This is a genomic window from Staphylococcus microti, from assembly GCF_000934465.1.
Classification (GTDB): Bacteria; Bacillota; Bacilli; order Staphylococcales; family Staphylococcaceae; genus Staphylococcus; species Staphylococcus microti.
Genome location: NZ_JXWY01000009.1, coordinates 56,126 through 78,023 on the forward strand (window position 1 = coordinate 56,126; position 21,898 = coordinate 78,023).

Below are 21,898 nucleotides of genomic sequence, written 5' to 3' on the forward strand. Positions count from 1 at the left end.
CAGTCTCCCCTAACAATATGTATGAACTGGAATTTTACGATGATACGCATGATAGGCTTGCTCGGCAAGTGTTACCATTTCGTATTCGCCGGCATATACGCGTATTGGTGCAATCCATTCAACATATTCTTTGATGTGCGTAACAAATAAATCACTATAACTTAACCCACCCGTGAAAAGAATTTGATCAACCTGTCCTTGTAAAACGGCCGCACGTGCAGCAATTGTTTTCGCAATTTGAATGACCAATGCATCAATTAATTGTGTAATGGTAGGGTTTGTTTCATATTGTGACATGATTTCTTTAAAATCTGTTGTGCCAGTATAAGCTTTAATACCAGTATGACGTGATAAATGATCTTTCATTTCTGCAATAGAATAATTGTGCTGTTGTGCAAATTGTAATAACAAATCATTCGGCACGCTACCCGCACGTGTGAGCGCCATAGGACCTTCACCATACAATGCTTCATTGACATCTACCACTCGGCCTTGACGGTGTGCTGCAATACTAATGCCGCCACCCATGTGGACAACAATCACATTGACGTTTTCATAAGTTTGATGCATATCTTGTGCATAGCGCCTCGCTACCGCCTTATGATTGAGTGCATGAAAAATACTTTTCCGTGCAACATTTGGAATACCTGTATAACGCACTTCGTCTAGTAGTTCATCGACCACAACAGGATCCGTTGTATACACCGGTATATCATATGCTTTACTCAATTGGTAACCAATCATACCACTTAAATTCGAGGCATGTAGACCATAGTGACCGCTTGCTAAGTCCGCATACATGTCATCATTAACGAAGTATGTGCCACCAATGATTGGCTTCAATAAGCCACCACGACAAGCAATTGCATCTATTGTAGTGAGTTGAATTTGTTGCGCTTCGAGTGTTTGTTCGATGAGACTTTGACGCAGTGGTGCTTGTTCAGATAACGACTGTGCTGTCAGTGACATGTCGTGCATTAAATTGACTTCAAAAGTACAAACATTGTCATGATAAACAGCAATTTTACTAGATGTACTTCCTAAATTAAGCACTAAAATCTTTGTCATCGTCTCACCTACTTTTAATAGTTTACATCTCGATTGGTTAAGTATACGTCTTTGAAAATTAATTTACAAGAATTTTCATTGCCAGTAAAACAGAGTTGATTTTGTTTGACATGGCGTCTGCTCTTGATGTTAAGACGATTGGAAAATTTGCACCTAACACGACGCTTGCAACACGCGCACGTCCAAAATAAGTGAGTGACTTATAGAGTGCGTTGCCGACATCTAAATGCGGCACGATAATGACGTCTGCATCACCAGCAACTTCAGACTGAATGCCTTTTTGAATCGCACTCTTTTTATCAATGATATTGTCTAATGCCAACGGCCCGTCTACTTTAACATTCACTTTATGACTATGAGCTTTAAAATCTTCTTTAAGTTCAGCCGCTTGTACAGAAGATGCGAGTTTGGGATTCGGCGTTTCAGTTGAAGATAGCAATGCCACTTTCAACTGTGCGTAACCAAGTTCTGCAGCAAACGTTGTAATATTGCCAATCATTGAAGTCATGTCTGCTTTCGTTGGTTGAATATTTAAAGCAACATCTGAAATAAACAACGGCTTATGATATGCAGGAATATCACACACAGCGACATGGTTTAAAAAATGTTGCCCCTGTGCACTATGGTGTCTTAACACGGCAGACAAAATTTTAGCGGTTGAAATATGCCCTTTCATCAAAATATCGGCCTGATGATTATTTAAATCGTTTAAACACTGTTCAAGTGTTGCTTCTTCCGTTTCATAAGTGTGCATCGTAATTCGTGTTAGTAATTGAGGTGCTAAATCAAATGAACGTATCAATTCCGAAACATCTTGATGATTATAAAAGGTAAATGTTGCAGAAGTTGTTTCAAGCACACGAATGACAACGCGAATGGTTGCTTCATTATGTGCGTTGACTACAGCAATGCGTGCATGATGTGATGTGTCTTGCGTTAACAATTGATCGAATGACATAACTAATCCCACCTTATGCATTAAATGCTTGATTTTGTTCAATCATTTCTTTGGCACTTTGCTTCGTTAATTCAGTAACAGTTGCACCGGAAATCATACGTGCCACTTCTTCAACACGTGCGTCGCCAGTTAATTCTTTGACAGCTGTCGTTGTGCGGTCATCTTTTTCTCGCTTGGAAATATAAAGATGGTGGTCTGACATAGATGCAACTTGTGGTAAGTGTGAAATACAAATGACTTGGATAACATTTGCAATTTGTTTCATCTTTTCTGCCATTTTTTGTGCAGCTTGACCTGAGACGCCAGAATCCACTTCATCAAATAAAATTGCCGTTTGTCCACGTGAACGGACAAAAATGCTTTTTAATGCCAACATAATACGTGAAAGTTCTCCACCACTTGCAATTTTGTTTAAACTTTTCAGTGGCTCACCTTTGTTCGGACTGATTAAAAATTCAATATGCTCAATCCCATCTTTTTGTGGTTTCTCATAGGGTTTAAATGAAATTTCTAAATTGGCGTCTTTCATTTGTAAATTTTGTATTTCTTGTACGATGTGATCGCGTAATGTACGTGCTACTTTTCGACGCGCTTGAGATAACTGCTGTCCATCAACAATTAACTGCTTAGATAATTTTTCAATATCTGCACGCAATTGCGAAGTGCTTTCTTCATAGTTCTCAATTTTGTTGATTTCATCTTCTAATTTTGATTGATATTTAATTAAGTCGGCGATGTCTTTACCATATTTACGTTTTAAGTTGTTCAGTAAATTCATACGTGATTCCAACTCATTTAACATTTGTTCATCAAATTCATTTTGGTTCATTTCATCGTAAAGTTGGTGTTTTGCGTCCTCTAGCGTATAGTAAAACTGATCCACTTGCTCTTTTAGTTGCGCATACGTATTTGGCAAAATTTGATCAATTTGCTGTAATTGTGTGCTTAATTCATGCAAACGATCGGTAATCGCATGTTCGTCAGTTAAAGTAACGTAAGCATTGTTTAACGCAAGACTTAATTGCTCAGAATTTTGAATACGTTTAATATCCACCTCAAGTTGTGCCACTTCATCTGCTTGTAATTTCGCTTCTTTTAACTCGTCAAATTGAAACTTCATCAAGTCCAAACGTTGTAATAGCGCTTGATCGGCAGATTCTAATTCAGCCAACTCAGTCAATTTCTCTTGATGTTGCACATACGTTTGGCGATATGTTTCTAACGCATCATCATAAGCACCATCCGCATAGCGGTCGAGTAACGTAACATGATATTTTTGTTTTAATAATGCTTGTGTTTCATGTTGCCCGTGAATGTCGAGCAGTTCTTGCATAACTTGTCTTAAGTCGTGTAACGTCACCGTTTGATTATTGATACGACAAATGCTTTTACCAGAATTAAAAATTTCACGTTTTACGATTAAAAAATCTTCATTAATATCAATGCCTAACTGGCTCAACATGCGAATCGCTTCTTGGGCGTGATCAATATCGAAAAGCCCTTCAATAATCGCTTTTTTCTCACCATGACGTACAAAGTCAGATGATGCGCGCATGCCAATGAGTTGTCCGATTGCATCAATAATAATAGATTTACCCGCACCTGTTTCACCACTTAATACGGTTAAACCATCTGAAAATTGAATTTCAAGTTCATCAATAATCGCAAATTGTTTAATTGATAGACTTTGTAACATCTTTATCGCATCCTTATAACATATTGAAAATTTGTGTTTTAATTACATCTGCGTCTGCTGTACTACGACAAATAATCAAACACGTGTCGTCGCCACAAATCGTTCCTAAAACTTCTTCCCAATCAATCTGGTCTAGAATTGCACCAATCGATTGTGCGTTACCTGGAAGTGTTTTAAGCACAAGTAAATTTTCAGCACCGTCAATTTTAACAAATGAGTCCATCAGATAGCGCCCTAACTTTTCAAGTGGATGATAGCGTCTATCATTCGGCAAACTATAGATATATTGTCCTGTTGGTGTCGGTACTTTAATGAGTTGTAGTTCTTTTATGTCACGAGAAACAGTTGCTTGCGTAACATTCATATCGAAATGATTCAGTCTTTTAACAAGTTCATCTTGCGTTTCAATCTGTTCATTAGAAATAATCTCTCTAATTTTTATATGTCTTACCGATTTCTTAGGCATATTTTGCACCCCATAACGAATATTTATACATTGATTTTAGCATATGTTAACGCTGAAACATAATGAAAACAGTTCCAACGAATGCTGTCACATAAAACAAACAGTAGATACCAATTGTATTGAAAAAGCGATTTAGCTTGCTTTTTATATGGCTGTATTGTAAAAATAACACATTTATTAAAATGACAGCCCTATCTGTGCATGTTTTTCAAATTTTGTATAGAATTGTATATCGTGTATAGTTTTGACACGATCATTTCATGAAAATAGAGGTTGGACATCTCTACACTGTCACAACCTCTATCGTTGATTTCTATTCGTTTAAAAGTGCTACAACTGTCTGTTCGATAGACGTTGCATCTAAACCAATATCAGTTAAAATACGTTCAACATCGCCATGTTCGATATACACATCATCAATGCCTAAACGTTTAATTGTATTGCGATATGCATGGTCAGTGATGAAGTTACTAATTTGACTACCTAGACCACCATTGAGCATATTTTCTTCAACCGTCACAATCGGTATATTGGATTTTCCAAGTTCATGCAACATTTCAGTGTCCATCGGCTTAATATAGCGTGCGTTAATCACATGTGCATGAATACCTTGTTGTTTCAATGAATCTGCAACTTGCGCAATTGTTTCTACTGTAGGTCCGTAACTGATTAGCGCAACATCAGCACCGTCCGTTAATGTTTCCCAACGACCAATTGGTAAATGTTGACGTTCTGCATTAATCGCTACACCAAGACCATTACCTCGTGGGTATCTAATAGCAATAGGTCCTTGTTCATAATGCATCGCAGTGTAGACCATATCTTTTGCTTCATTTTCATCTTTTGGCATCATGACAGTCATATTTGGAAACTGTGTTAAAAAGCCAATATCGTACACGCCTTGATGTGTTTCACCGTCTGCCCCTACTAATCCCGCACGATCGACACCAAAAATAACATTTAAGTTTTGTCGATCGACGTCGTGTAACACTTGGTCATAGGCACGTTGCAAAAATGTCGAATAAATCGCGACGTAAGGCTTCATACCTTCTATAGCAAAGCCGGCCGCCATCGTTACAGCATGTTGTTCTGCAATACCGACATCAAAAAATTGCTCAGGCAGTTCGGATTGGAACTTCGTCAATTTTGAACCGACTGGCATCGCTGGTGTGATGGCTACAACACGTTTGTCGTTACGTGCGTATGATAAAATCTCATCAGACATCAATTGGCTCCATGATGGTCCTTTTGCCTGTCCTTTAATTTGTTCGCCTGTTTCCAGCTTGTATGGTCCTAGACCGTGCCAAGTTCCAATTTTATCGTTTTCGGCAGGATGGTAGCCCTTACCTTTTTTAGTAACCACATGAATTAACACTGGTTTGTTGATAGAATCAGCTGTTTTTAATGCGTTTTCCAGTTCTTCAAAATTATGACCATCAACAGGTCCAATATAGCGAATACCTAATTCTTCAAAAAAGGCACCGTCCACAACTAAATATTTTAAACTATCTTTAATTCGATCTGCTGATTCACGCAAGCGACTTCCCCCTGGTAGTCGGCTTAACACAGTTTCAGCATCTACTTTTAAGCGGTTATAACCTTGATTCATACGAATGCGACCGAGCATATTATGCATCGCACCAACATTCGGTGCAATACTCATCTCGTTATCATTTAAAATAATCGTCATATTCGTACGATCATGGCCAATATTATTTAAAGCTTCTAATGCCATACCGCCTGTTAGCGCCCCATCACCAATAACTGGTACGACTTGATGATGTTGATTTAATATATCACGTGCTTTTGCCATACCCATTGCGGCAGACAAAGAAGTGGAGCTATGTCCAGCTTCCCACACATCGTGTTCTGACTCTCTTAATTTCGGGAATCCGCATAACCCTTTATATTGTCTTAATGTATCAAATTGGTTCGCTCGGCCAGTCAAAATTTTATGGATATAGCTTTGATGGCCAACATCCCAAATAATTTTATCTTTCGGGCTGTCGTAGTGTTTATGTAAAGCAATCGTAAGCTCTACGACACCGAGATTGGCACCGATATGCCCACCTGTAACAGCGCAAGTTTCTATTAAAAATTGACGTATATCCTGACTGAGTGATTCAAGTTGTTGAACAGAAAGACTCTTTAAGAATGACGGATCCTGTATCGTACGTATATCCATTTTATATCACCCTTTATCTTTATCTCTTACGATTATACCCCATTTATCTACCGAGATATAGATAATTTAATTTTGACGTTGATAAAAAAGCTTTAACAAATAATCAAGGTTTTCTGTGTTATATGTTTGAGACAACGTTGATAAAATCTGTTCAGCCTCTTCAACGTGTTGTGCTAAAATTGATTCTGCTTTTTCACGCCCTAATAATGTAACGTATGTAGACTTGTCATTCATATCGTCACTACCCGTTTGTTTACCTAATGCTTCCGTAGTTCCAAATAAATCGAGCAAATCATCTTTAATTTGAAAAATAATCCCTAAATGATTTGCAAATGTAATTAGTTGTTTTTGTATGTCATTATCAACATGCGCAATAATCGTTGCTGCTTCAATGGCGAAACGTATCAATGCACCTGTTTTATGCATATGAATTTGTTCTAATGTCGACAGATCAACGGCTTTCGATTCACTTTGCATATCGAGCGTTTGACCACCGACCATACCTTGATGACCACTAGCAAGACTCAACGCTGAAACCAGTTGAATACGTGTTTCAGCAGATAATGTTGTATCGTTGCTAATATATTCAAATGCCTTTGTTAAGAGTGCGTCGCCAGCCAATATCGCTAACCATTCACCATACACTTTATGATTTGTTGGTTTGCCACGTCGTAGGTTGTCATCATCCATAGCAGGTAGATCATCATGAATTAATGAATACGTGTGTATCATTTCAAGCGCAATTGCTGTATTGAGTCCCTTGTCTTCACTTTTAGGTTGCAACATATCTAGTGTTGCTAACAATAACAATGGACGAACACGCTTGCCACCCGCTTTCAAAGAATAAATCATACTCTCTTCAAGTTGTGTATGAAGCTGCGACTTTTCAATACTGTGATCAAGTGCATCATTAAAAGTGGCTAATAACTTATTCAGACTTTGATTCATCGCTATCCTCAGCCTCTTCTTTAATTAGTTTTGATACTTTGTTCTCGGCCTCTTTTAATGTTTTTTCACATGCTTTTGAAAGTGTCATCCCTTTTTGATAAAGCGCTAATGACTCTTCTAATGACACCGTATCGTTATCCAATTGTTTCACTATTTCTTCTAATTCATGCATCATTGCTTCAAATGATTGATTATCTGTTGTCATCGTTACACCTTACCTTTTCAATAATTGCATCTACCGAGCCATCTTTCATGGTAATTTCAATATAATCACCCATCGTTAAATCCTGACTACGCGTGACGACGTCATCATCTTTTTTAACAATTGAGTAGCCACGTAACATCGTTTTTGTCGGACTAAGATTGTCGAGTGATGCAACTTGTTGTATGAGTGATTGTTTTTTTTGCGTCAAAATGCGGTTGAGCTGTTTATCAAGCTGTTCACGTGATTGTTGCACAGTTAGTTGATTACGTTTAATCGCTTCATAGAAATGGCGAAGTCGAAAACGTTGTTCAACGAATTTAAGGCGTTGCTGCTCTGATTGAATTCTACTTTCCATCGTTGTGTGTAACATGCGGTCTAAATCGTCACGTTTTTGAATATGTTGTTCGTAAAGCAGAGTTGGTTGCTTAAACTTATAATATTCTTGAAAACGAGCTAAAGATTGTCGTGCATGTTTCATATATTGCACAATAAAACGATTCAAATAGTTTTGGCTTTTATTCAATACTTGATACAACTCTTGTTGATCAGGTGTCGCAATCATAGCAGCTTGCGTAGGCGTTGCTGCACGCACATCAGCCACATAATCGCTTAATGTGGTATCTGTTTCATGACCAACTGCTGATATGACAGGAGTTTGGCAATCGTAAATCGCTTTGACAACCACTTCTTCGTTAAAGCTCCACAAATCTTCAATAGAACCGCCACCACGTCCCACAATAATCGTGTCAACGCCCAATGAATCGGCGTACTTCAGCTTTGCTACAATATCGTCAGCAGCTTGTGTCCCTTGTACAAGTGTACTGATTCTAACTGGTTCCACGAGTGGATAACGACTTTGAAGTGTATTCAAAATATCTCGTATAGCAGCCCCTGTACTTGCAGTGATAATCGCAATCTTTTCTGGATACTGAGGGATTGGCTTTTTATGAGCAGCATCGAAATAGCCTTCTTTCGTTAACTGTTTTTTTAACTGCTCAAACTTTTGATAAAGATTACCGACACCATCAAGCTGCATTTTATTCACATAAATTTGATAGCTACCGCGACGTTCATAAACGGAGACACGTGCTTCAATGATGACCTGATCCCCTTCTTTTGGATCGAAGTCTAATTGATTTGCAGCCCCTTTAAACATCATGGCATTAATGACGCTGTTTTCATCCTTCAACGCAAAATAGAGATGCCCACTACTATGACGCTTGAAGTTGGACAACTCTCCTTTGATTAAGACAGACTGAAGATGTGGGTCTTGATCAAACTTATATTTAATATATTTTGTTAATGCTGAGACCGTTAAATATTTTTCCATAGTATCACTCTATCTTAGTTAATATTGCTTAATACCCCGTTAACAAAGCGATAATGATCATCGTCAGAGAATTGTTTTGTTAATTCTACTGCTTCGTTAATAATGACTTTTTCAGGCGTATCACTATGCAGAAGTTCAAATGTTGCCATTCTTAAAATGATACGATCTGACTTAAGCAAGCGTGAAATTGTCCAGCCATTTAAATGCGGTTCGATCGTTGCATCTAAAACTGGCTCATGATCTTTAACGCCAGAAACAAGCCATTGAATAAAGTTGAAATCTAAATCTGGATAATCATCTTTAATAAAGCTAATTGCTTCTTCAATAGTTAAATCAGAATTTTTCATTTCTAATTGAAATAAAGTTTGAAAAGCCTGGCTTCTCGCTTGTTTTCTACTCATGTTATTGCTCCATTCTGTAAATATTAGCTTTTAGGTTTGCCCATGTCGATATGTGTGATATGAACATTGACTTGTTTAGGAGATAAAGCCGTCATTGTATGAATCGCGCTGTGAATTGACTCTTGCACTTTTAACGCTGTGTCAGAGATTTTCACGCCGTACTCAAGTGAACAATAGACATTGATGACGATTTCATTGTCTTTTGTTTCAATTTTAACGCCTTTGCTTAAATTTTTACGTCCTAAACGTTCTAAAGTTGAATTCTTTTTATCTGAAAACATACCGCGTACACCTTTAACTTCAGATGCGGCAATACTTGCAATGACAGAAATAACTTCAGGTACAATTTCAACATTGCCTAAGTTAGGATTATAGTTCTCAATTGATTTAGTCATTGTGCTTGATCCTCCGATTTCATTAATTTTCTTCGTTCATCACATCATGTATTTCTAAAAATTTTGTATTGAAGTAACCTTTTTGGAATATAGGATGTTTGAGTAAACGGACGTGAAAAGGCACCGTTGTATCAATCCCCATAATGACAAACTCGTTTAAGGCGCGCAAACTAGTCATAATCACTTCATCACGCGTTGCCCCATGGATAATTAACTTTGCGACCATCGAATCATAATGTGGTGGTATCGCATAATTCATGTAACATGCTGAATCAATACGCACGCCAAAGCCTCCAGGTGTCAAATACTGCGTAATAACGCCAGGTGATGGCATAAAGTTTTTGTATGGATTTTCCGCATTAATACGAAATTCCATTGCATGCCCATTAATTTGAATGTCTTCTTGTTTGTACGGTAGTTTCTCGCCCATTGCGACTTTAAGCTGCAGTTTCACTAAATCTACACCTGTTACTACTTCAGTAACTGGATGCTCTACTTGGATACGCGTGTTCATCTCCATAAAGTAGAACGCATCATCATCCAAATCGTATATAAACTCAATCGTACCTGCATTGTAATAGCCAACTGCTTTCGCCGCACGGACTGCCGCGTCGCCCATTTCTTTACGCATTTCTGCTGATAATATTGGAGATGGTGCTTCTTCGACAAGTTTTTGCATGCGACGCTGAATCGTACAATCACGTTCACCTAAATGAATCACATTGCCATGTTCATCGCCGATAATTTGAATTTCGATATGACGGAAGTTTTCAATATATTTTTCTAAATAAAGACCCCCATTACCAAATGCTGTTTCAGCTTCTTGTTGGGTCATTTTGTAGCCATTTATTAAAGATTCTTCATCACGTGCAATACGAATCCCTTTACCACCGCCACCAGCAGTTGCTTTAATGATGACAGGATAACCGATTTGATTCGCCGTTTCGATTGCGTGCTCAATGCTCGTTACAAGCCCTTCACTACCTGGAACAACAGGAACGTTGGCACGTTTCATCTCTTCTTTTGCAACATCTTTAATCCCCATTTTCTGGATGGATTGATAGCTTGGTCCAATAAACTTGAGTTGAACTGCTTCACACAGTTCAGCAAAGTCGCTGTTTTCAGCTAAAAAGCCATAGCCAGGGTGAATCCCATCACAACCTGTCGACGTCGCAATTGATAGGATGTTTGGAATGTTTAAATAAGAATCTTTGGATTGCTTAGGTCCAACACAGTACGCTTCATCAGCTAATTGAGTATGTAGCGCATCTTTATCGCCTTCAGAATAAATCGCTACTGTTTGGATGCCTAATTCGCGGCACGCACGAATAATTCGTACGGCAATCTCACCACGGTTTGCAATTAATACTTTCTTCATAACTATTTCACCTTGAATAAAGCTTGGCCATACTCAACCATTTGTCCATCTTCAACAAGGACTTCTACAATTTCGCCGCTGACTTCAGCTTGAATTTCGTTAAACAGTTTCATTGCTTCTAAAATACACACTGTTGAATCAGCTGTGACTTTATCGCCCACTTTAACATATGGACTTTCTTCTGGTGAAGGTGATTTATAAAACGTACCGACCATAGGTGCACTGATCGTTTTTAAATCATCAGATACAGCAGGTGCATCAGTTGTATCTACATCACTAACGGGTGCTGCTGCGTGTGCTTGTGCAACAGGTTGAACAGATGCAGCTGTCGCCTGTTGTGTAATCACTTCTTTTTCTTTCTTTAAAGTAATTTTTGACCCTTTATTTTCAATATTTATTTCAGTTAGACTAGATTGATCAAGAATGTCGATTAATTCTTTAATCTCTTTAAAATTCATATTGGTTACTCCCTCATAAATGATTTCTGTCTTATCATTTTACTTGAGGGGACCGGTCAATTCAAGCAAAGTCATAATTGACGGGTGTTAACTAATGCTGAAAAAACTGGGAAAACCAAATAGATATTTGACTTTCCCAGTTGGATAATTATGCACGAGATACGTAGCTACCATCTGCAGTATTGATAACTAAAATGTCTCCTTGGTTAACGAACAATGGTACGTTTAAAGAATAACCTGTTTCAACAGTTGCTGATTTTGTTGCACCAGTAGCAGTATCACCTTTGATACCAGGTTCTGTTTCTGTTACTTCAAGTTCAACTGTTTTAGGTAATTCAACACCAATTGTTTCACCTTCGTATGATTGAATGTGAACATCCATATTTGCTTTCAAGAATTTTAATTCATGCTCTAAATATGCAGTTGATAATTCAGTTTGTTCAAACGTTTCGTTGTCCATAAAGATATGTGTATCCCCGTCTGCATATAAATACTGCATACGACGATTTTCAATCATTGCTGGCTCAACTTTTTCGCCACCACGGAAAGTTTTTTCTTGGATGGCACCTGTACGCAAGTTACGTAATTTTGATCTTACGAATGCAGCGCCTTTTCCTGGTTTAACGTGTTGGAATTCTAATACTTTCCAAATACCGTTGTCGACTGAAATTGTCAATCCTGTTTTAAAATCATTTACAGAAATCATTAAGTTTCCTCCTCAGAATCACTCTTCTTTTAAAATAATAAGGTCTTTTGTTGAATTAGTAAAGCATTGACAGCCATTTTCTTGAATTAAAATATCATCTTCTATGCGTACACCACCAACACCATTCACATAGATGCCAGGTTCAATCGTTACGATATGATTTGGTTGTAAAATATACGACGATTTTGGAGATAACATCGGTAATTCGTGAATGTCTAGGCCAATTCCATGTCCAAGTGAATGGCCAAAGTTATCACCATAGCCTGCTTCCGCAATAATGTCCCGTGCCACTTGGTCGATTTCTTTACCAGACATGCCTGCTTGAATGCTTGCGACAGCTGTTTTTTGCGCTTTCAGAACGGTTTCATAGATGTGAATCATTTCATCAGAAGGTTGGCCAACAGCAAACGTTCGCGTGATATCAGAAGCATAGCCTTTGTAGTAGGCACCAAAATCAAGTGTCACCATATCTCCAGATTCAATCACTTTATCTGAGGCAACACCATGTGGTAATGCACCACGATGACCGGATGCAACAATAGTATCAAATGACGTATCGTCAGCGCCTAAATGCAACATTTTACTTTCGAGATGCGCTTTTAATTCTTTTTCTGTCATACCCGGTTTGGCAACTGTTAAAATATATTCATACGCTTCGTCTACAATATTAGCTGCTTTTTGAATATACGCTATTTCCGTTTCATCTTTAACCATTCGAATACGTTCAATCGCTTCGCCAATTGGTTTTAATGTATGTGTCCCTTTACTCAATGCCACAAACGTATCGTATGAAACGATATGACCTTCAAAACCAATTTGTTGATAGTTATGTTGTTGGATATGATCAAGTAACGCTGTGTGTAAATCCCCTTGTTGCTGAATCACTTCATAGAGTTCAGCTTGTGCCGTAGCTTGTTCCACATAGCGGAAATCTGTAAACAAATATTGTTCCGATGCACTAATCAGTAATGCCCCACTTGTACCAGTAAACCCTGATAGGTAGCGACGATTGAAGTCTGTTAGAACGAGTAAAGCATCCAATTGTTGTGTTTTTAAAATATCTCTTGCCTGTTCAATTCGGTGTTTCACCCAAATCCCCTCCTAGAATATTTGTACTTATCTATATGATACCTTAAAATAGTATCTTGTATAGCGTAAAACATCAAAACAGGAGTTAAAAATGAAAAAGATTATATTTTTAAGTTTCAGTTCAATGGTGCTACTCACAGCGTGTGGAAGTCAAAATTTACTACCTTTAGAAGAAAAAAGCACCGAGTTGCAAGAAGACAATCATGAATTGAAGTTAACCAATCAATCCTTGAAAAATGAAAATGCTAAAAAAGAAAAACAATTAGCTGCTTTAGAAAAAGACACAAAAAATACGAAACAAGCACAAACGAATCATCAAATTGCACAATACTATGAAGTTTCATCGGCATACTACAGTGATGTGACAAGCATTATTAACGCATATCAAGCGTTAGACAAAGATGTTGTTAAAAATGATAAAAAGCGAGAAGTATTAGGCAAACTTGATGCAGTCATAGATGATCATGACTTAGCTGTCGAACGCTACAAAGATGATGCTGAAGATTTTGATGTACTAAAAAAAGATGACAATGTCAAAAAAAAGCATAAAGAAGTCGAAAGCTTACAACAAAAAATTCATCAAGCGTTAGAAACGATTAGAAAAGGGTATGCTAAAAAAGATGAGCAGATGATTCAGAAAGGACGTCAAGAACTCGTGAATATTAAAGTAACGTCCGCTGAAGGAACAGAACAATAATAGAGGTGACATAATATGAGTGCGTTTCAAAAGATTATTTTTGCATTGATTGCGATTGTTGCATTTGTTGGTTTAATCATGAACTTAGATACATTTTTATTAAGTATTACAAATACGATTATTACAATGCTCGTCGTTGTCGGTGTGATTTATGCGTTATACTTCTTTTTCTTTCTTACAGAAGATCAACGTAAATATAAAAAAGCGGTGTGGAAAAATAAATGGAAATACCGTCGTCGTAAATAGTATGTATATAAAAAGACAGCACATCAGTCAAATAACGGCTGGTATGCTGTCTTCTTCATATTATTTACGATATAAAAAGTCGTGAGAGCGATATTTTTCTTCTAGTTGCTTCACTTCTTCTAATTGTGACGCTGTTAGTTCGAGTGGTTTGAATTCGATATTCAAGCCTTGTTGGAATCCTTTTTTGAAAGCTTCTTCCATTTGCTCTAACGTGATGTAATCGTCACTCAAATCATTAATAGCAATTGCTTTTTCTACAAAGGCTGCTTTCATTTTATCTTTTAAGCGGTCATTTTTGAAGACAAACATATCGAATAGATCGTCAATGTCTACATCTTGAAGAATGGAACCATGCTGTAAAATAACGCCTTTTTGACGTGTTTGCGCACTCCCTGCTATTTTCTTCCCTTCAACGACAAGTTCGTACCAACTTGGTGCATCAAAACAGACAGAGCTTCTCGGTTGTTTTAGTTTCTCACGTTCTTCTTTAGAGCGTGGAATGGCAAAATATGCATCGAAACCAAGTGCTTTAAAGCCTTCTAACAAGCCGGCTGAAATAACACGGTACGCCTCAGTGACTGTTTGAGGCATCGCAGGATGTGATTCAGGAACGATGACGCTATATGTCAACTCCTTGTCGTGTAACACACCACGTCCACCCGTTTGTCTTCTTACAAGGCCATAGCCTTTTTCTTTTACTTTATCTATATTAATTTCACGTTCTAGACGTTGGAAATAACCGATTGACAATGTCGGTGGTGACCATGTATAGAAGCGGACAACTGGATCAATTTCACCGCGAGAGACGAAATTGAGTAACGCTTCGTCCAAGGCCATATTATAGTATGGATCATGACTTCCTGTATTAATAAAATGCCAAGTTTCTGTCACAGTAAATGCCTCCAAATCAATTCATTATAATGATGAGTTTACTCGTTGTTATTTTAACATAAAAATTTTGATAATTTATCATATCAGTCTTATAATAATAATATCGGTATTTGAGGGAGGATGCAAGATGAGTAATACGGCATGGATAGTCTTAATTATTTTAGCCGCACTTATTATTTGGATGGTCATACAGTACATTCTGAATAAAAGAGCTGTTAAGGAATTAAATCAAGATGAATTTCAACAAGGCTTACGTAAAGCACAAGTAATTGACTTACGTGAAAAAGCTGATTATGATTACGGTCACATTATCGGGGCTCGAAATATTCCAATGACGGTATTTCGCCAACGTTTTCAAGGTTTAAGAAAAGATCAGCCAATTTATTTAGTAGATGCGAATGGCATTGCAAGTTATAGAGCGGCAAGAACACTTAAACGTAAAGGATATAACGAGGTGTTCATGCTTAAGGGCGGCTATAAAAAATGGACTGGTAAAGTAAAGTCTAAAAAATAATGATAAAACCTAGTGCTTCAGTACAAATTTACTGAAACACTAGGTTTTTTAGTGCGTATAATATTTATTATGCTTTTTCAGCTTTTAACCCTTCAAATTTTAGAACAGGTTTACGTGCAGCAGTTGTTTCATCCAAACGATCAATAATCGTTGTATGTGGTGCTTCAAGCACAATATCAGGATTTTCTTCTGCTTCTTTTGCGATTTGGATTAACGCATCACAGAAGTAATCTAACGTTTCTTTAGACTCTGTTTCAGTAGGTTCAATCATCATACCTTCTTCAACAATTAATGGGAAGTACACAGTTGGTGGGTGTACGCCAAAGTCTAATAAGCGTTTTGCCATATCGAGTGTACGAACACCAAGTTTCTTCTGCTTCGTACCACTTAAGACAAATTCATGCTTACAATATTGATCAAATGGAATGACAAATGTATCTTTCAAGCGTGCTTTCATATAGTTCGCATTAAGAACAGCTGCTTCTGAAACTTCTTTAAGGCCTTCATAACCCATAGAGCGAATATATGTGTAGGCACGTAAATAAATACCAAAGTTACCATAGAACGGTTTTACACGGCCGATTGAATTTTCCATAGAATTATCATATTCAAACGTATCGCCATTTTTAATGACAAGTGGTTTCGGTAAAAATTCACGCAATGCCTTTTTAACACCGATTGGACCTGAACCCGGACCACCACCACCGTGAGGACCAGTGAATGTTTTATGCAAGTTTAAGTGCACAGCGTCAAAGCCCATGTCGCCAGGACGTACTTTATCCATAATGGCATTTAAGTTAGCACCATCATAATATAAAAGGCCGCCAGCTTCATGAACGATATCACGAATTTCCATAATATTTGTTTCAAAAATACCTAATGTATTTGGATTTGTTAACATGATGGCAGCAGTTTTGTCACTGACTAATTCTTTTAAGTGATCTATGTCTACTTCGCCGCGCTCATTAGATTTAACTGTAACAACTTTAAATCCAGCAAATACAGCTGATGCAGGGTTTGTACCGTGTGCAGAGTCAGGAACGATGACTTCATCACGTTGTGTATCGCCATTTTTGACATGATATGCTTTGAAAATCATCAATGCAGTCCACTCACCATGCGCGCCGGCAGCTGGTTGTAACGAAATTTCATCCATACCTGTAATTTCTTTTAACTCTTCTTGTAATGAATAAATAATCTCTAAAGAACCTTGTGCTTGATCAACTTCTTGTAATGGATGTGATTCAGTAAATCCAGCAATACGTGCTACTTTTTCATTGATTTTCGGGTTGTACTTCATCGTACAAGAGCCGAGTGGATAGAATCCAGAATCAACACCGAAGTTTTTGTTAGAAAGCTCTGTGTAATGTCTTACAAGGTCAAGTTCCGATACTTCAGGGAACTCTGCTTTGTTTTTACGAATGAACTTGTCATCTAGCAATTTTTTCGCAACGCCATTGTCGATTTCTTTTTCAGGTAATGAATAGGCATAGCGACCTGTCTTTGAACGTTCAAAAATTAATGGACTTGATTTACTTACCATTAAGTTCACCTGCTTTCTCTACAAAATGATCAATTTCAGCTTTCGTACGTAATTCTGTTACAGCGACAAGCATGTGATTTTCAAATGCTTTGTCGACAACACTTAAGTCAAAACCACCAATAATTTCGTGGTCTAATAACGCTTTATTAATGTCTGAAATAGGTCGGTCGAACTTCACGACAAACTCATTGTATGAAATACCGTCTAATACTTCGAAACCACGTGCTTTAAACTGATCTTTCGCATAGTTGGCGTTTTCCATATTTTGTTCTGCGATATCTTGTAAACCTTGCTTACCTAAAGCTGACATAGCGATAGATGATGCGAGGGCATTTAACGCTTGGTTTGAACAGATGTTTGATGTCGCTGTTTCACGACGGATATGTTGCTCACGTGCTTGTAATGTTAAAACAAAGCCACGGTTTCCTTCGTCATCTTGTGTTTGACCAACGAGACGTCCAGGTACTTTACGCATTAACTTTTTCGTTGTTGCGAAATAACCACAGTGTGGGCCACCAAATTGTGATGGAATACCAAATACTTGTGTATCACCGACAACAATGTCCGCACCAAATTCGCCAGGTGGGGTTAATAAACCAAGTGCAAGCGGATTGGCATAGACGATAAATAAGGCTTTTGTACCTTCTACAAATGACTTAATTTTTTCTAAATCTTCAATTGAGCCAAAGAAGTTTGGATATTGAACCGCAACGGCAGCAGTGTCATCATCAACAGCTGCTTTTAATTTTTCTAAATCTGTAATTGTACCGTCAAGATCGACTTCTACAACTTCATATTGGTCTCTAATATTAGCGTACGTATGCAATACTTGTAATGCTTGATAGTGCAAACCTTTTGAAACGACAATTTTCGTTTTTTTCGTTTTACCCCATGCTAATAAACAAGCTTCCGCAAAACTTGTCATCCCATCATACATAGATGAGTTGGCAACATCCATACCTGTTAATTCACAAATCATTGTTTGGAATTCAAAAATTGCTTGGAGTTCCCCTTGTGAAATTTCAGGTTGATATGGTGTGTATGCTGTGTAAAACTCTGAACGTGAAATCATAGCGTCCACAACAGACGGTGCGTAGTGATCATACACCCCTGCACCTAAAAAGCTTGTGTGTGTTTCTTTTGTAATGTTTTTGCTTGCTACTTTATTGAGACGTTTTAATAATTGTGTTTCTGGTTCTGCATCAGCGATATCTAAATTTCTATCTAATAAAACGTTTTGTGGAACGTCACTGAATAAGTCTTGGATAGAATTAACACCGATTGTTTCTAGCATTTGTTTTTCGTCTTTTTCAGTTAGTGGAATATAACGATGACTCAATGCTTACACCCCTTATTTTTCAATTTGATTTTTCTTAACAATTTTTGCTTTAACTTGACGTTTTCTTACTTGAACAATGACTTCTTTGCCCATTTCGAAAGCGTCACGTTGAATCAAACCTAAACCAATCGCATGACCTGTAGATGGCGATTGTGTACCAGAAGTCACAACGCCGATTTCGTTGCCATCTGTATCAAGAATAGGATACCCAGTTCTTGGAATCCCTTTATCAATCATTCGAAGACCGACTGTACGTCTTGGCGCACCGTTTTCTTTATGATTTTTAAGCACTGACTTTCCGATGAAATCTGCATCGATTAAAGGTTTCGCAGCAAATGCAACGCCACCTTCATACGGTGTGATGTCTTCAGACAAGTCTTGCCCATGTAGTGGTAATCCAGCTTCTAATCGTAGCGTATCACGTGCCCCTAAGCCACATGGTGTTACACCGTGTTGTAAAAATGCTTGCCATAGTGCTACGACATCTTCGCTTGCACAATATACTTCGAAACCGTCTTCACCTGTGTAGCCAGATTGTGATAAGATAACCGTTTTTCCGAATAGATTAACATTTTGCTTGAATTCAAACATTGTCATATCAGTTACGTCAACATCAACGTTGTCTTGAACCAGTTTGCGTGCTTCTGGTCCTTGAACCGCAAGTTGACCGTACTCAGATGAAACGTTTGTTACTTTTGCATCAAATTGTTCCGTGTGGTCTACAATCCAATTAAAGTCTTTTTCTGTGTTTGCTGCGTTTACAACAAGTAACACTTTTTGATCACTAAGTTTGTAAGCAACAAGATCGTCAATGACACCACCTTGTTCATTACACAAACATGTATACTGTGCTTTTTCATCCGTTAGTAAATCTGTATCATTTGAGAGTACATATTGAACTAATTCTAGTGCTTGTTCCCCTTCAATAAGAATTTCCCCCATATGGCTGACATCAAATAAGCCAACTTTGGAACGTACAGCGTTATGTTCCTCTTTAATACTTGAGAATTGTACGGGCATTGCCCAGCCACCAAACTCTACAATTTTTGCACCAGCATCAACATATTCTTGATACAATGGTGTTTGTTTTAACTCTTGTGTCATAACATACCCTCCTATAAATAATAAAACAGAGACATATTTCTATTACAAAATACGTCCCTGTTGAGATACCTTCAGGAATGCGTCACAACATTATCCTTTTGCCTGAGAGTTTCATAATGACATCATTATTTGCTCCTTCGGCGATGACACGTAGCCATTCTCTCTAATGTTGATCATTCGCAAACAATACATTTTCAATTTCACTAAGTGTCTGTGTAAGTGTGTCTTTCGTTGTTATCTTAATGAATGCGATTTCATTATATCGTGAAAGTCGCGATAAATACAAGTTTTTTACTGCCGACTCATCGCCCTTTTGAGCGTTTGGTCGATTGCTATCATTTTTGATGCGTTCATACAATTTGGAGAACGGGGCATCTAACCAAATGATACGAGCAGTGACAGTTTTAAGATACTCGAATGTCTTATCGAATGCAATAATACCGCCACCAGTTGCTATAATATCGTAATCTTCCAGTGCTTGCTGCAAATAATTGTATTCGTGTATGCGAAATCCGAATTCTCCGTCTTGTTCGAAAATTTCGGGAATGCTACGGCCTTCTGAGTCGCTAATCAAGCGATCAAGGTCAATAAATTTGCCTTTATACTTTTCAGCCAAAGCTTGACCAACAGTGGATTTTCCTGCACCCATAAAACCAATTAAAAGAAGCGGTTTTTTAAACTTTTTCACTGTTTCACCTCATTTGAACGAAGCGTAATATCAATTTCGTTTTGGTAATAATCTGATAACGCATCTAATGTATTTAATTTTAAAGTATAAACAGTGATAAAGAAAGAGATGAACAAAATATAGGCACTAAAAATGATGAATAGTAACGGTAATGTAAAACCATGCTTAAATAATAAATGCTTTTTCAATCCATGTATCGCCTCCCCAAAAAGTAATTGTTACTTTCAAATTATGCTGTCCTATTTTTGAATACTGTGCTTTTTTGACTTGATTCAATACGGTAATATTCCCTCTGCCATTGACTTGTTTGACTAATTTTAAATTTTGAACGTGATAGCTATATGTCGTATGACCTTGCTTAATTTCTAGTTGGTTTTGTGAAATGTTAACTTTGGATACATCTGGATGATGCAAAGTAAGCCCTATTTCTCTTGCCATCAGTTCATGGGGATATGTTTGATCATCTAAAAAAGCTGCACGAAAATGAATGAGCGTCATAATGAGAATAGGAATTAACGTCAGAATAAGTAATTGTATATACAAAGATAAGAGAGATTCAATCATTGTGAAGCCGCTTGAGTTGATGACAGTAGTTTTTGTTGCTTTGTACATTCGTAATACATACGTTCTCAGTTGTACGATTGATGACAAATTGATCAAGTTGGATGCGCCCTTCTAATTTATTTTCTTTTAAATAAAAGTACAAAGTTCGTTGAAGTGCTAAGTCTTCTTTCATATTGTCGTAAGTAACTTCAAGTTGGTGCAAGATGGGCAGTGTGGAAAAACTAAGTAATGATACGATGAAAAAAGCGAATAGTGCTTCAATTAATGTATAACCGTTTTGATTCATTGCTTGACGATGCGATACCTCCCTTGTTCAATATGAAAAATGATGGAAAAGCGTTGTTGCTGATACGTAAAGTTTAATCTACCGAATTTCATAATGTCACCATTCGCATTAAATGCAATGTAATCCAAGTTACTGCTCGGCTCTAATTTTAAAGGGGCAAGTGACATGATACGATCTCCTTGCTGATTTTGAATCTCAACCCGAATGGTATTACTGCCTGGTCGAAAAGCAATGAGTACGTTTTTTTTCTTTTTAATTGCAAGTGCTTGATAATAATCGATTTTACTCGTGAAAAGTTTGATTTGATCATCAATATTTTGAGGTGTATAAATATGAATCGGATGTCTGATCAAAAGAAATAGTGACAGAGAAATGATAGATAACACGATAAGCATTTCAACGAGTGTAAAGCCGCCTCTATGACGCAACCGCTTCACCATCTCGAATTGTAATTGTTTCGCCAGACTTACAGTTTTTTTGATTTTCTTTAATGTAGCCTTCTCTCACAAGGTCATCAATAGAATCTGGTTTATGATTAAATTTAAGCGTATAAGCTTTTATTTGACTGTCGACAAGTCGTGTTTGTGCTTTACACCCTGTTTTTTGAATGTGATCCGATTGCTTAGCGATGTTGGGGATAATTAGAATGAGTAAAACGCTGATGATGAGGAGTACAAGTAGCATTTCAATTAATGTAAAGGCTTTGTTTTGGCGCAGTTTGATAAACAGTTGTTTCATAATTA

Annotated in this window: 27 protein-coding genes and 1 riboswitch; of the genes, 3 read left to right on the forward strand and 24 right to left on the reverse strand. The window is 37.5% G+C overall.

The genetic code is table 11. The features are described 5' to 3' along the window. Positions 1-9 precede the first annotated feature (9 nt). The 14 genes from buk to TP70_RS01895 form a co-directional block, all read right to left on the reverse strand. Complete coding sequence (gene buk, locus TP70_RS01830) at positions 10-1,068, reverse strand: butyrate kinase (protein ID WP_044358916.1); 1,059 nt, start codon at positions 1,066-1,068, stop codon at positions 10-12. 58 nt (positions 1,069-1,126) lie between these two features. After that, positions 1,127-2,026 carry a phosphate acyltransferase gene (locus tag TP70_RS01835; RefSeq protein WP_044358917.1) on the reverse strand — a complete coding sequence of 300 codons (900 nt, stop codon included), beginning with the start codon at positions 2,024-2,026 and terminating at the stop codon, positions 1,127-1,129. A 13-nt stretch (positions 2,027-2,039) separates the two neighbouring features. Further along, positions 2,040-3,722: a DNA repair protein RecN gene (gene recN, locus TP70_RS01840; protein WP_044358918.1), complete on the reverse strand. Its 1,683-nt coding sequence runs from the start codon at positions 3,720-3,722 to the stop codon at positions 2,040-2,042. Positions 3,723-3,735: 13 nt separating this feature from the next. Further along, the gene (gene ahrC, locus TP70_RS01845; protein WP_044358919.1) at positions 3,736-4,188 is read right to left on the reverse strand and encodes a transcriptional regulator AhrC/ArgR; all 453 of its coding nucleotides are present in this window, start codon (positions 4,186-4,188) and stop codon (positions 3,736-3,738) included. Positions 4,189-4,501: 313 nt separating this feature from the next. After that, a complete protein-coding gene (gene dxs / locus TP70_RS01850) occupies positions 4,502-6,373 on the reverse strand; it encodes a 1-deoxy-D-xylulose-5-phosphate synthase (protein WP_044358920.1) in 1,872 nt (623 codons plus the stop codon). A 66-nt stretch (positions 6,374-6,439) separates the two neighbouring features. Next, the gene (locus TP70_RS01855) at positions 6,440-7,321 is read right to left on the reverse strand and encodes a polyprenyl synthetase family protein (RefSeq protein ID WP_044358921.1); all 882 of its coding nucleotides are present in this window, start codon (positions 7,319-7,321) and stop codon (positions 6,440-6,442) included. Then, positions 7,302-7,526, reverse strand: a complete 225-nt coding sequence (locus TP70_RS01860) for an exodeoxyribonuclease VII small subunit (protein WP_044358922.1) — start codon at positions 7,524-7,526, stop codon at positions 7,302-7,304. The genes TP70_RS01855 and TP70_RS01860 overlap by 20 nt, the downstream gene beginning before the upstream one ends. Then, on the reverse strand, positions 7,513-8,856 hold the full coding sequence (gene xseA / locus TP70_RS01865) for an exodeoxyribonuclease VII large subunit (protein WP_044358923.1): 1,344 nt from the start codon (positions 8,854-8,856) through the stop codon (positions 7,513-7,515). Before xseA ends, TP70_RS01860 begins: the two co-directional genes overlap by 14 nt. Positions 8,857-8,870: 14 nt before the next feature. Continuing rightward, positions 8,871-9,257 (reverse strand): transcription antitermination factor NusB, encoded by a 387-nt coding sequence (nusB, locus tag TP70_RS01870; RefSeq protein ID WP_044358924.1) that lies wholly within the window; start codon positions 9,255-9,257, stop codon positions 8,871-8,873. 23 nt (positions 9,258-9,280) lie between these two features. Further along, on the reverse strand, positions 9,281-9,652 hold the full coding sequence (locus TP70_RS01875) for an Asp23/Gls24 family envelope stress response protein (RefSeq protein WP_044358925.1): 372 nt from the start codon (positions 9,650-9,652) through the stop codon (positions 9,281-9,283). Between the two features lie 22 nt (positions 9,653-9,674). Next, entirely contained in the window at positions 9,675-11,030 is a 1,356-nt protein-coding gene (gene accC, locus TP70_RS01880; RefSeq protein ID WP_044358926.1) for an acetyl-CoA carboxylase biotin carboxylase subunit, read from the reverse strand. 2 nt (positions 11,031-11,032) lie between these two features. After that, complete coding sequence (accB, locus tag TP70_RS01885; RefSeq protein WP_044358927.1) at positions 11,033-11,488, reverse strand: acetyl-CoA carboxylase biotin carboxyl carrier protein; 456 nt, start codon at positions 11,486-11,488, stop codon at positions 11,033-11,035. A 148-nt stretch (positions 11,489-11,636) separates the two neighbouring features. Next, on the reverse strand, positions 11,637-12,194 hold the full coding sequence (gene efp, locus TP70_RS01890) for an elongation factor P (protein WP_044358928.1): 558 nt from the start codon (positions 12,192-12,194) through the stop codon (positions 11,637-11,639). Between the two features lie 18 nt (positions 12,195-12,212). Continuing rightward, positions 12,213-13,283, reverse strand: coding sequence for a M24 family metallopeptidase (locus TP70_RS01895; RefSeq protein ID WP_044358930.1), 1,071 nt, complete (start codon positions 13,281-13,283; stop codon positions 12,213-12,215). Between the two features lie 91 nt (positions 13,284-13,374). On the opposite strand from TP70_RS01895, the gene TP70_RS01900 reads away from it, so the two are divergent. After that, entirely contained in the window at positions 13,375-13,980 is a 606-nt protein-coding gene (locus TP70_RS01900; RefSeq protein WP_044358931.1) for a hypothetical protein, read from the forward strand. Between the two features lie 15 nt (positions 13,981-13,995). After that, a complete protein-coding gene (locus tag TP70_RS01905; RefSeq protein WP_044358933.1) occupies positions 13,996-14,226 on the forward strand; it encodes an SA1362 family protein in 231 nt (76 codons plus the stop codon). 60 nt (positions 14,227-14,286) lie between these two features. Here TP70_RS01905 and TP70_RS01910 read toward each other — a convergent pair whose 3' ends face one another. Further along, entirely contained in the window at positions 14,287-15,117 is an 831-nt protein-coding gene (locus tag TP70_RS01910) for a lipoate--protein ligase family protein (protein ID WP_044358934.1), read from the reverse strand. Between the two features lie 127 nt (positions 15,118-15,244). Between TP70_RS01910 and TP70_RS01915 the strand changes: the two genes are divergently transcribed. Next, entirely contained in the window at positions 15,245-15,631 is a 387-nt protein-coding gene (locus TP70_RS01915) for a rhodanese-like domain-containing protein (protein ID WP_044358936.1), read from the forward strand. Positions 15,632-15,698: 67 nt separating this feature from the next. Here TP70_RS01915 and gcvPB read toward each other — a convergent pair whose 3' ends face one another. The 9 genes from gcvPB to comGC all read right to left on the reverse strand — a co-directional run bounded on the left by gcvPB (position 15,699) and on the right by comGC (position 21,893). After that, on the reverse strand, positions 15,699-17,174 hold the full coding sequence (gene gcvPB, locus TP70_RS01920) for an aminomethyl-transferring glycine dehydrogenase subunit GcvPB (RefSeq protein WP_044358937.1): 1,476 nt from the start codon (positions 17,172-17,174) through the stop codon (positions 15,699-15,701). After that, positions 17,164-18,513: an aminomethyl-transferring glycine dehydrogenase subunit GcvPA gene (gcvPA, locus tag TP70_RS01925; RefSeq protein ID WP_044358938.1), complete on the reverse strand. Its 1,350-nt coding sequence runs from the start codon at positions 18,511-18,513 to the stop codon at positions 17,164-17,166. Before gcvPA ends, gcvPB begins: the two co-directional genes overlap by 11 nt. A 12-nt stretch (positions 18,514-18,525) precedes the next feature. Continuing rightward, positions 18,526-19,617, reverse strand: coding sequence for a glycine cleavage system aminomethyltransferase GcvT (gene gcvT / locus TP70_RS01930; protein WP_044358939.1), 1,092 nt, complete (start codon positions 19,615-19,617; stop codon positions 18,526-18,528). A gap of 80 nt (positions 19,618-19,697) precedes the next feature. Then, a riboswitch (glycine riboswitch) is annotated at positions 19,698-19,794 on the reverse strand. Further along, positions 19,781-20,305, reverse strand: a complete 525-nt coding sequence (locus tag TP70_RS01935) for a shikimate kinase (RefSeq protein ID WP_240626991.1) — start codon at positions 20,303-20,305, stop codon at positions 19,781-19,783. Its footprint overlaps the riboswitch before it by 14 nt. Next, positions 20,302-20,493: a hypothetical protein gene (locus tag TP70_RS12540; RefSeq protein WP_044358940.1), complete on the reverse strand. Its 192-nt coding sequence runs from the start codon at positions 20,491-20,493 to the stop codon at positions 20,302-20,304. Before TP70_RS12540 ends, TP70_RS01935 begins: the two co-directional genes overlap by 4 nt. Further along, positions 20,471-20,869, reverse strand: a complete 399-nt coding sequence (locus tag TP70_RS11750) for a competence type IV pilus minor pilin ComGF (protein ID WP_052502858.1) — start codon at positions 20,867-20,869, stop codon at positions 20,471-20,473. The genes TP70_RS12540 and TP70_RS11750 overlap by 23 nt, the downstream gene beginning before the upstream one ends. Continuing rightward, positions 20,862-21,155: a prepilin-type N-terminal cleavage/methylation domain-containing protein gene (locus tag TP70_RS12150; protein WP_044358941.1), complete on the reverse strand. Its 294-nt coding sequence runs from the start codon at positions 21,153-21,155 to the stop codon at positions 20,862-20,864. The genes TP70_RS11750 and TP70_RS12150 overlap by 8 nt, the downstream gene beginning before the upstream one ends. Next, positions 21,152-21,595: a competence type IV pilus minor pilin ComGD gene (comGD, locus tag TP70_RS01955; protein ID WP_044358942.1), complete on the reverse strand. Its 444-nt coding sequence runs from the start codon at positions 21,593-21,595 to the stop codon at positions 21,152-21,154. The genes TP70_RS12150 and comGD overlap by 4 nt, the downstream gene beginning before the upstream one ends. Next, complete coding sequence (comGC, locus tag TP70_RS01960; RefSeq protein ID WP_044358943.1) at positions 21,573-21,893, reverse strand: competence type IV pilus major pilin ComGC; 321 nt, start codon at positions 21,891-21,893, stop codon at positions 21,573-21,575. The genes comGD and comGC overlap by 23 nt, the downstream gene beginning before the upstream one ends. Between the last annotated feature and the right edge of the window lie 5 nt (positions 21,894-21,898).

Bases quoted from the DNA above. Each gene is read 5' to 3' on its own strand.
- buk (WP_044358916.1), bottom strand. From the start codon at position 1,068: ATGACAAAGATTTTAGTGCTTAATTTAGGAAGTACATCTAGTAAAATT.
- TP70_RS01835 (WP_044358917.1), bottom strand. From the start codon at position 2,026: ATGTCATTCGATCAATTGTTAACGCAAGACACATCACATCATGCACGC.
- recN (WP_044358918.1), bottom strand. From the start codon at position 3,722: ATGTTACAAAGTCTATCAATTAAACAATTTGCGATTATTGATGAACTT.
- ahrC (WP_044358919.1), bottom strand. From the start codon at position 4,188: ATGCCTAAGAAATCGGTAAGACATATAAAAATTAGAGAGATTATTTCT.
- dxs (WP_044358920.1), bottom strand. From the start codon at position 6,373: ATGGATATACGTACGATACAGGATCCGTCATTCTTAAAGAGTCTTTCT.
- TP70_RS01855 (WP_044358921.1), bottom strand. From the start codon at position 7,321: ATGAATCAAAGTCTGAATAAGTTATTAGCCACTTTTAATGATGCACTT.
- TP70_RS01860 (WP_044358922.1), bottom strand. From the start codon at position 7,526: ATGACAACAGATAATCAATCATTTGAAGCAATGATGCATGAATTAGAA.
- xseA (WP_044358923.1), bottom strand. From the start codon at position 8,856: ATGGAAAAATATTTAACGGTCTCAGCATTAACAAAATATATTAAATAT.
- nusB (WP_044358924.1), bottom strand. From the start codon at position 9,257: ATGAGTAGAAAACAAGCGAGAAGCCAGGCTTTTCAAACTTTATTTCAA.
- TP70_RS01875 (WP_044358925.1), bottom strand. From the start codon at position 9,652: ATGACTAAATCAATTGAGAACTATAATCCTAACTTAGGCAATGTTGAA.
- accC (WP_044358926.1), bottom strand. From the start codon at position 11,030: ATGAAGAAAGTATTAATTGCAAACCGTGGTGAGATTGCCGTACGAATT.
- accB (WP_044358927.1), bottom strand. From the start codon at position 11,488: ATGAATTTTAAAGAGATTAAAGAATTAATCGACATTCTTGATCAATCT.
- efp (WP_044358928.1), bottom strand. From the start codon at position 12,194: ATGATTTCTGTAAATGATTTTAAAACAGGATTGACAATTTCAGTCGAC.
- TP70_RS01900 (WP_044358931.1), top strand. From the start codon at position 13,375: ATGAAAAAGATTATATTTTTAAGTTTCAGTTCAATGGTGCTACTCACA.
- TP70_RS01905 (WP_044358933.1), top strand. From the start codon at position 13,996: ATGAGTGCGTTTCAAAAGATTATTTTTGCATTGATTGCGATTGTTGCA.
- TP70_RS01915 (WP_044358936.1), top strand. From the start codon at position 15,245: ATGAGTAATACGGCATGGATAGTCTTAATTATTTTAGCCGCACTTATT.
- gcvPB (WP_044358937.1), bottom strand. From the start codon at position 17,174: ATGGTAAGTAAATCAAGTCCATTAATTTTTGAACGTTCAAAGACAGGT.
- gcvT (WP_044358939.1), bottom strand. From the start codon at position 19,617: ATGACACAAGAGTTAAAACAAACACCATTGTATCAAGAATATGTTGAT.
- TP70_RS11750 (WP_052502858.1), bottom strand. From the start codon at position 20,869: ATGATTGAATCTCTCTTATCTTTGTATATACAATTACTTATTCTGACG.
- TP70_RS12150 (WP_044358941.1), bottom strand. From the start codon at position 21,155: ATGAATCAAAACGGTTATACATTAATTGAAGCACTATTCGCTTTTTTC.
- comGD (WP_044358942.1), bottom strand. From the start codon at position 21,595: ATGGTGAAGCGGTTGCGTCATAGAGGCGGCTTTACACTCGTTGAAATG.
- comGC (WP_044358943.1), bottom strand. From the start codon at position 21,893: ATGAAACAACTGTTTATCAAACTGCGCCAAAACAAAGCCTTTACATTA.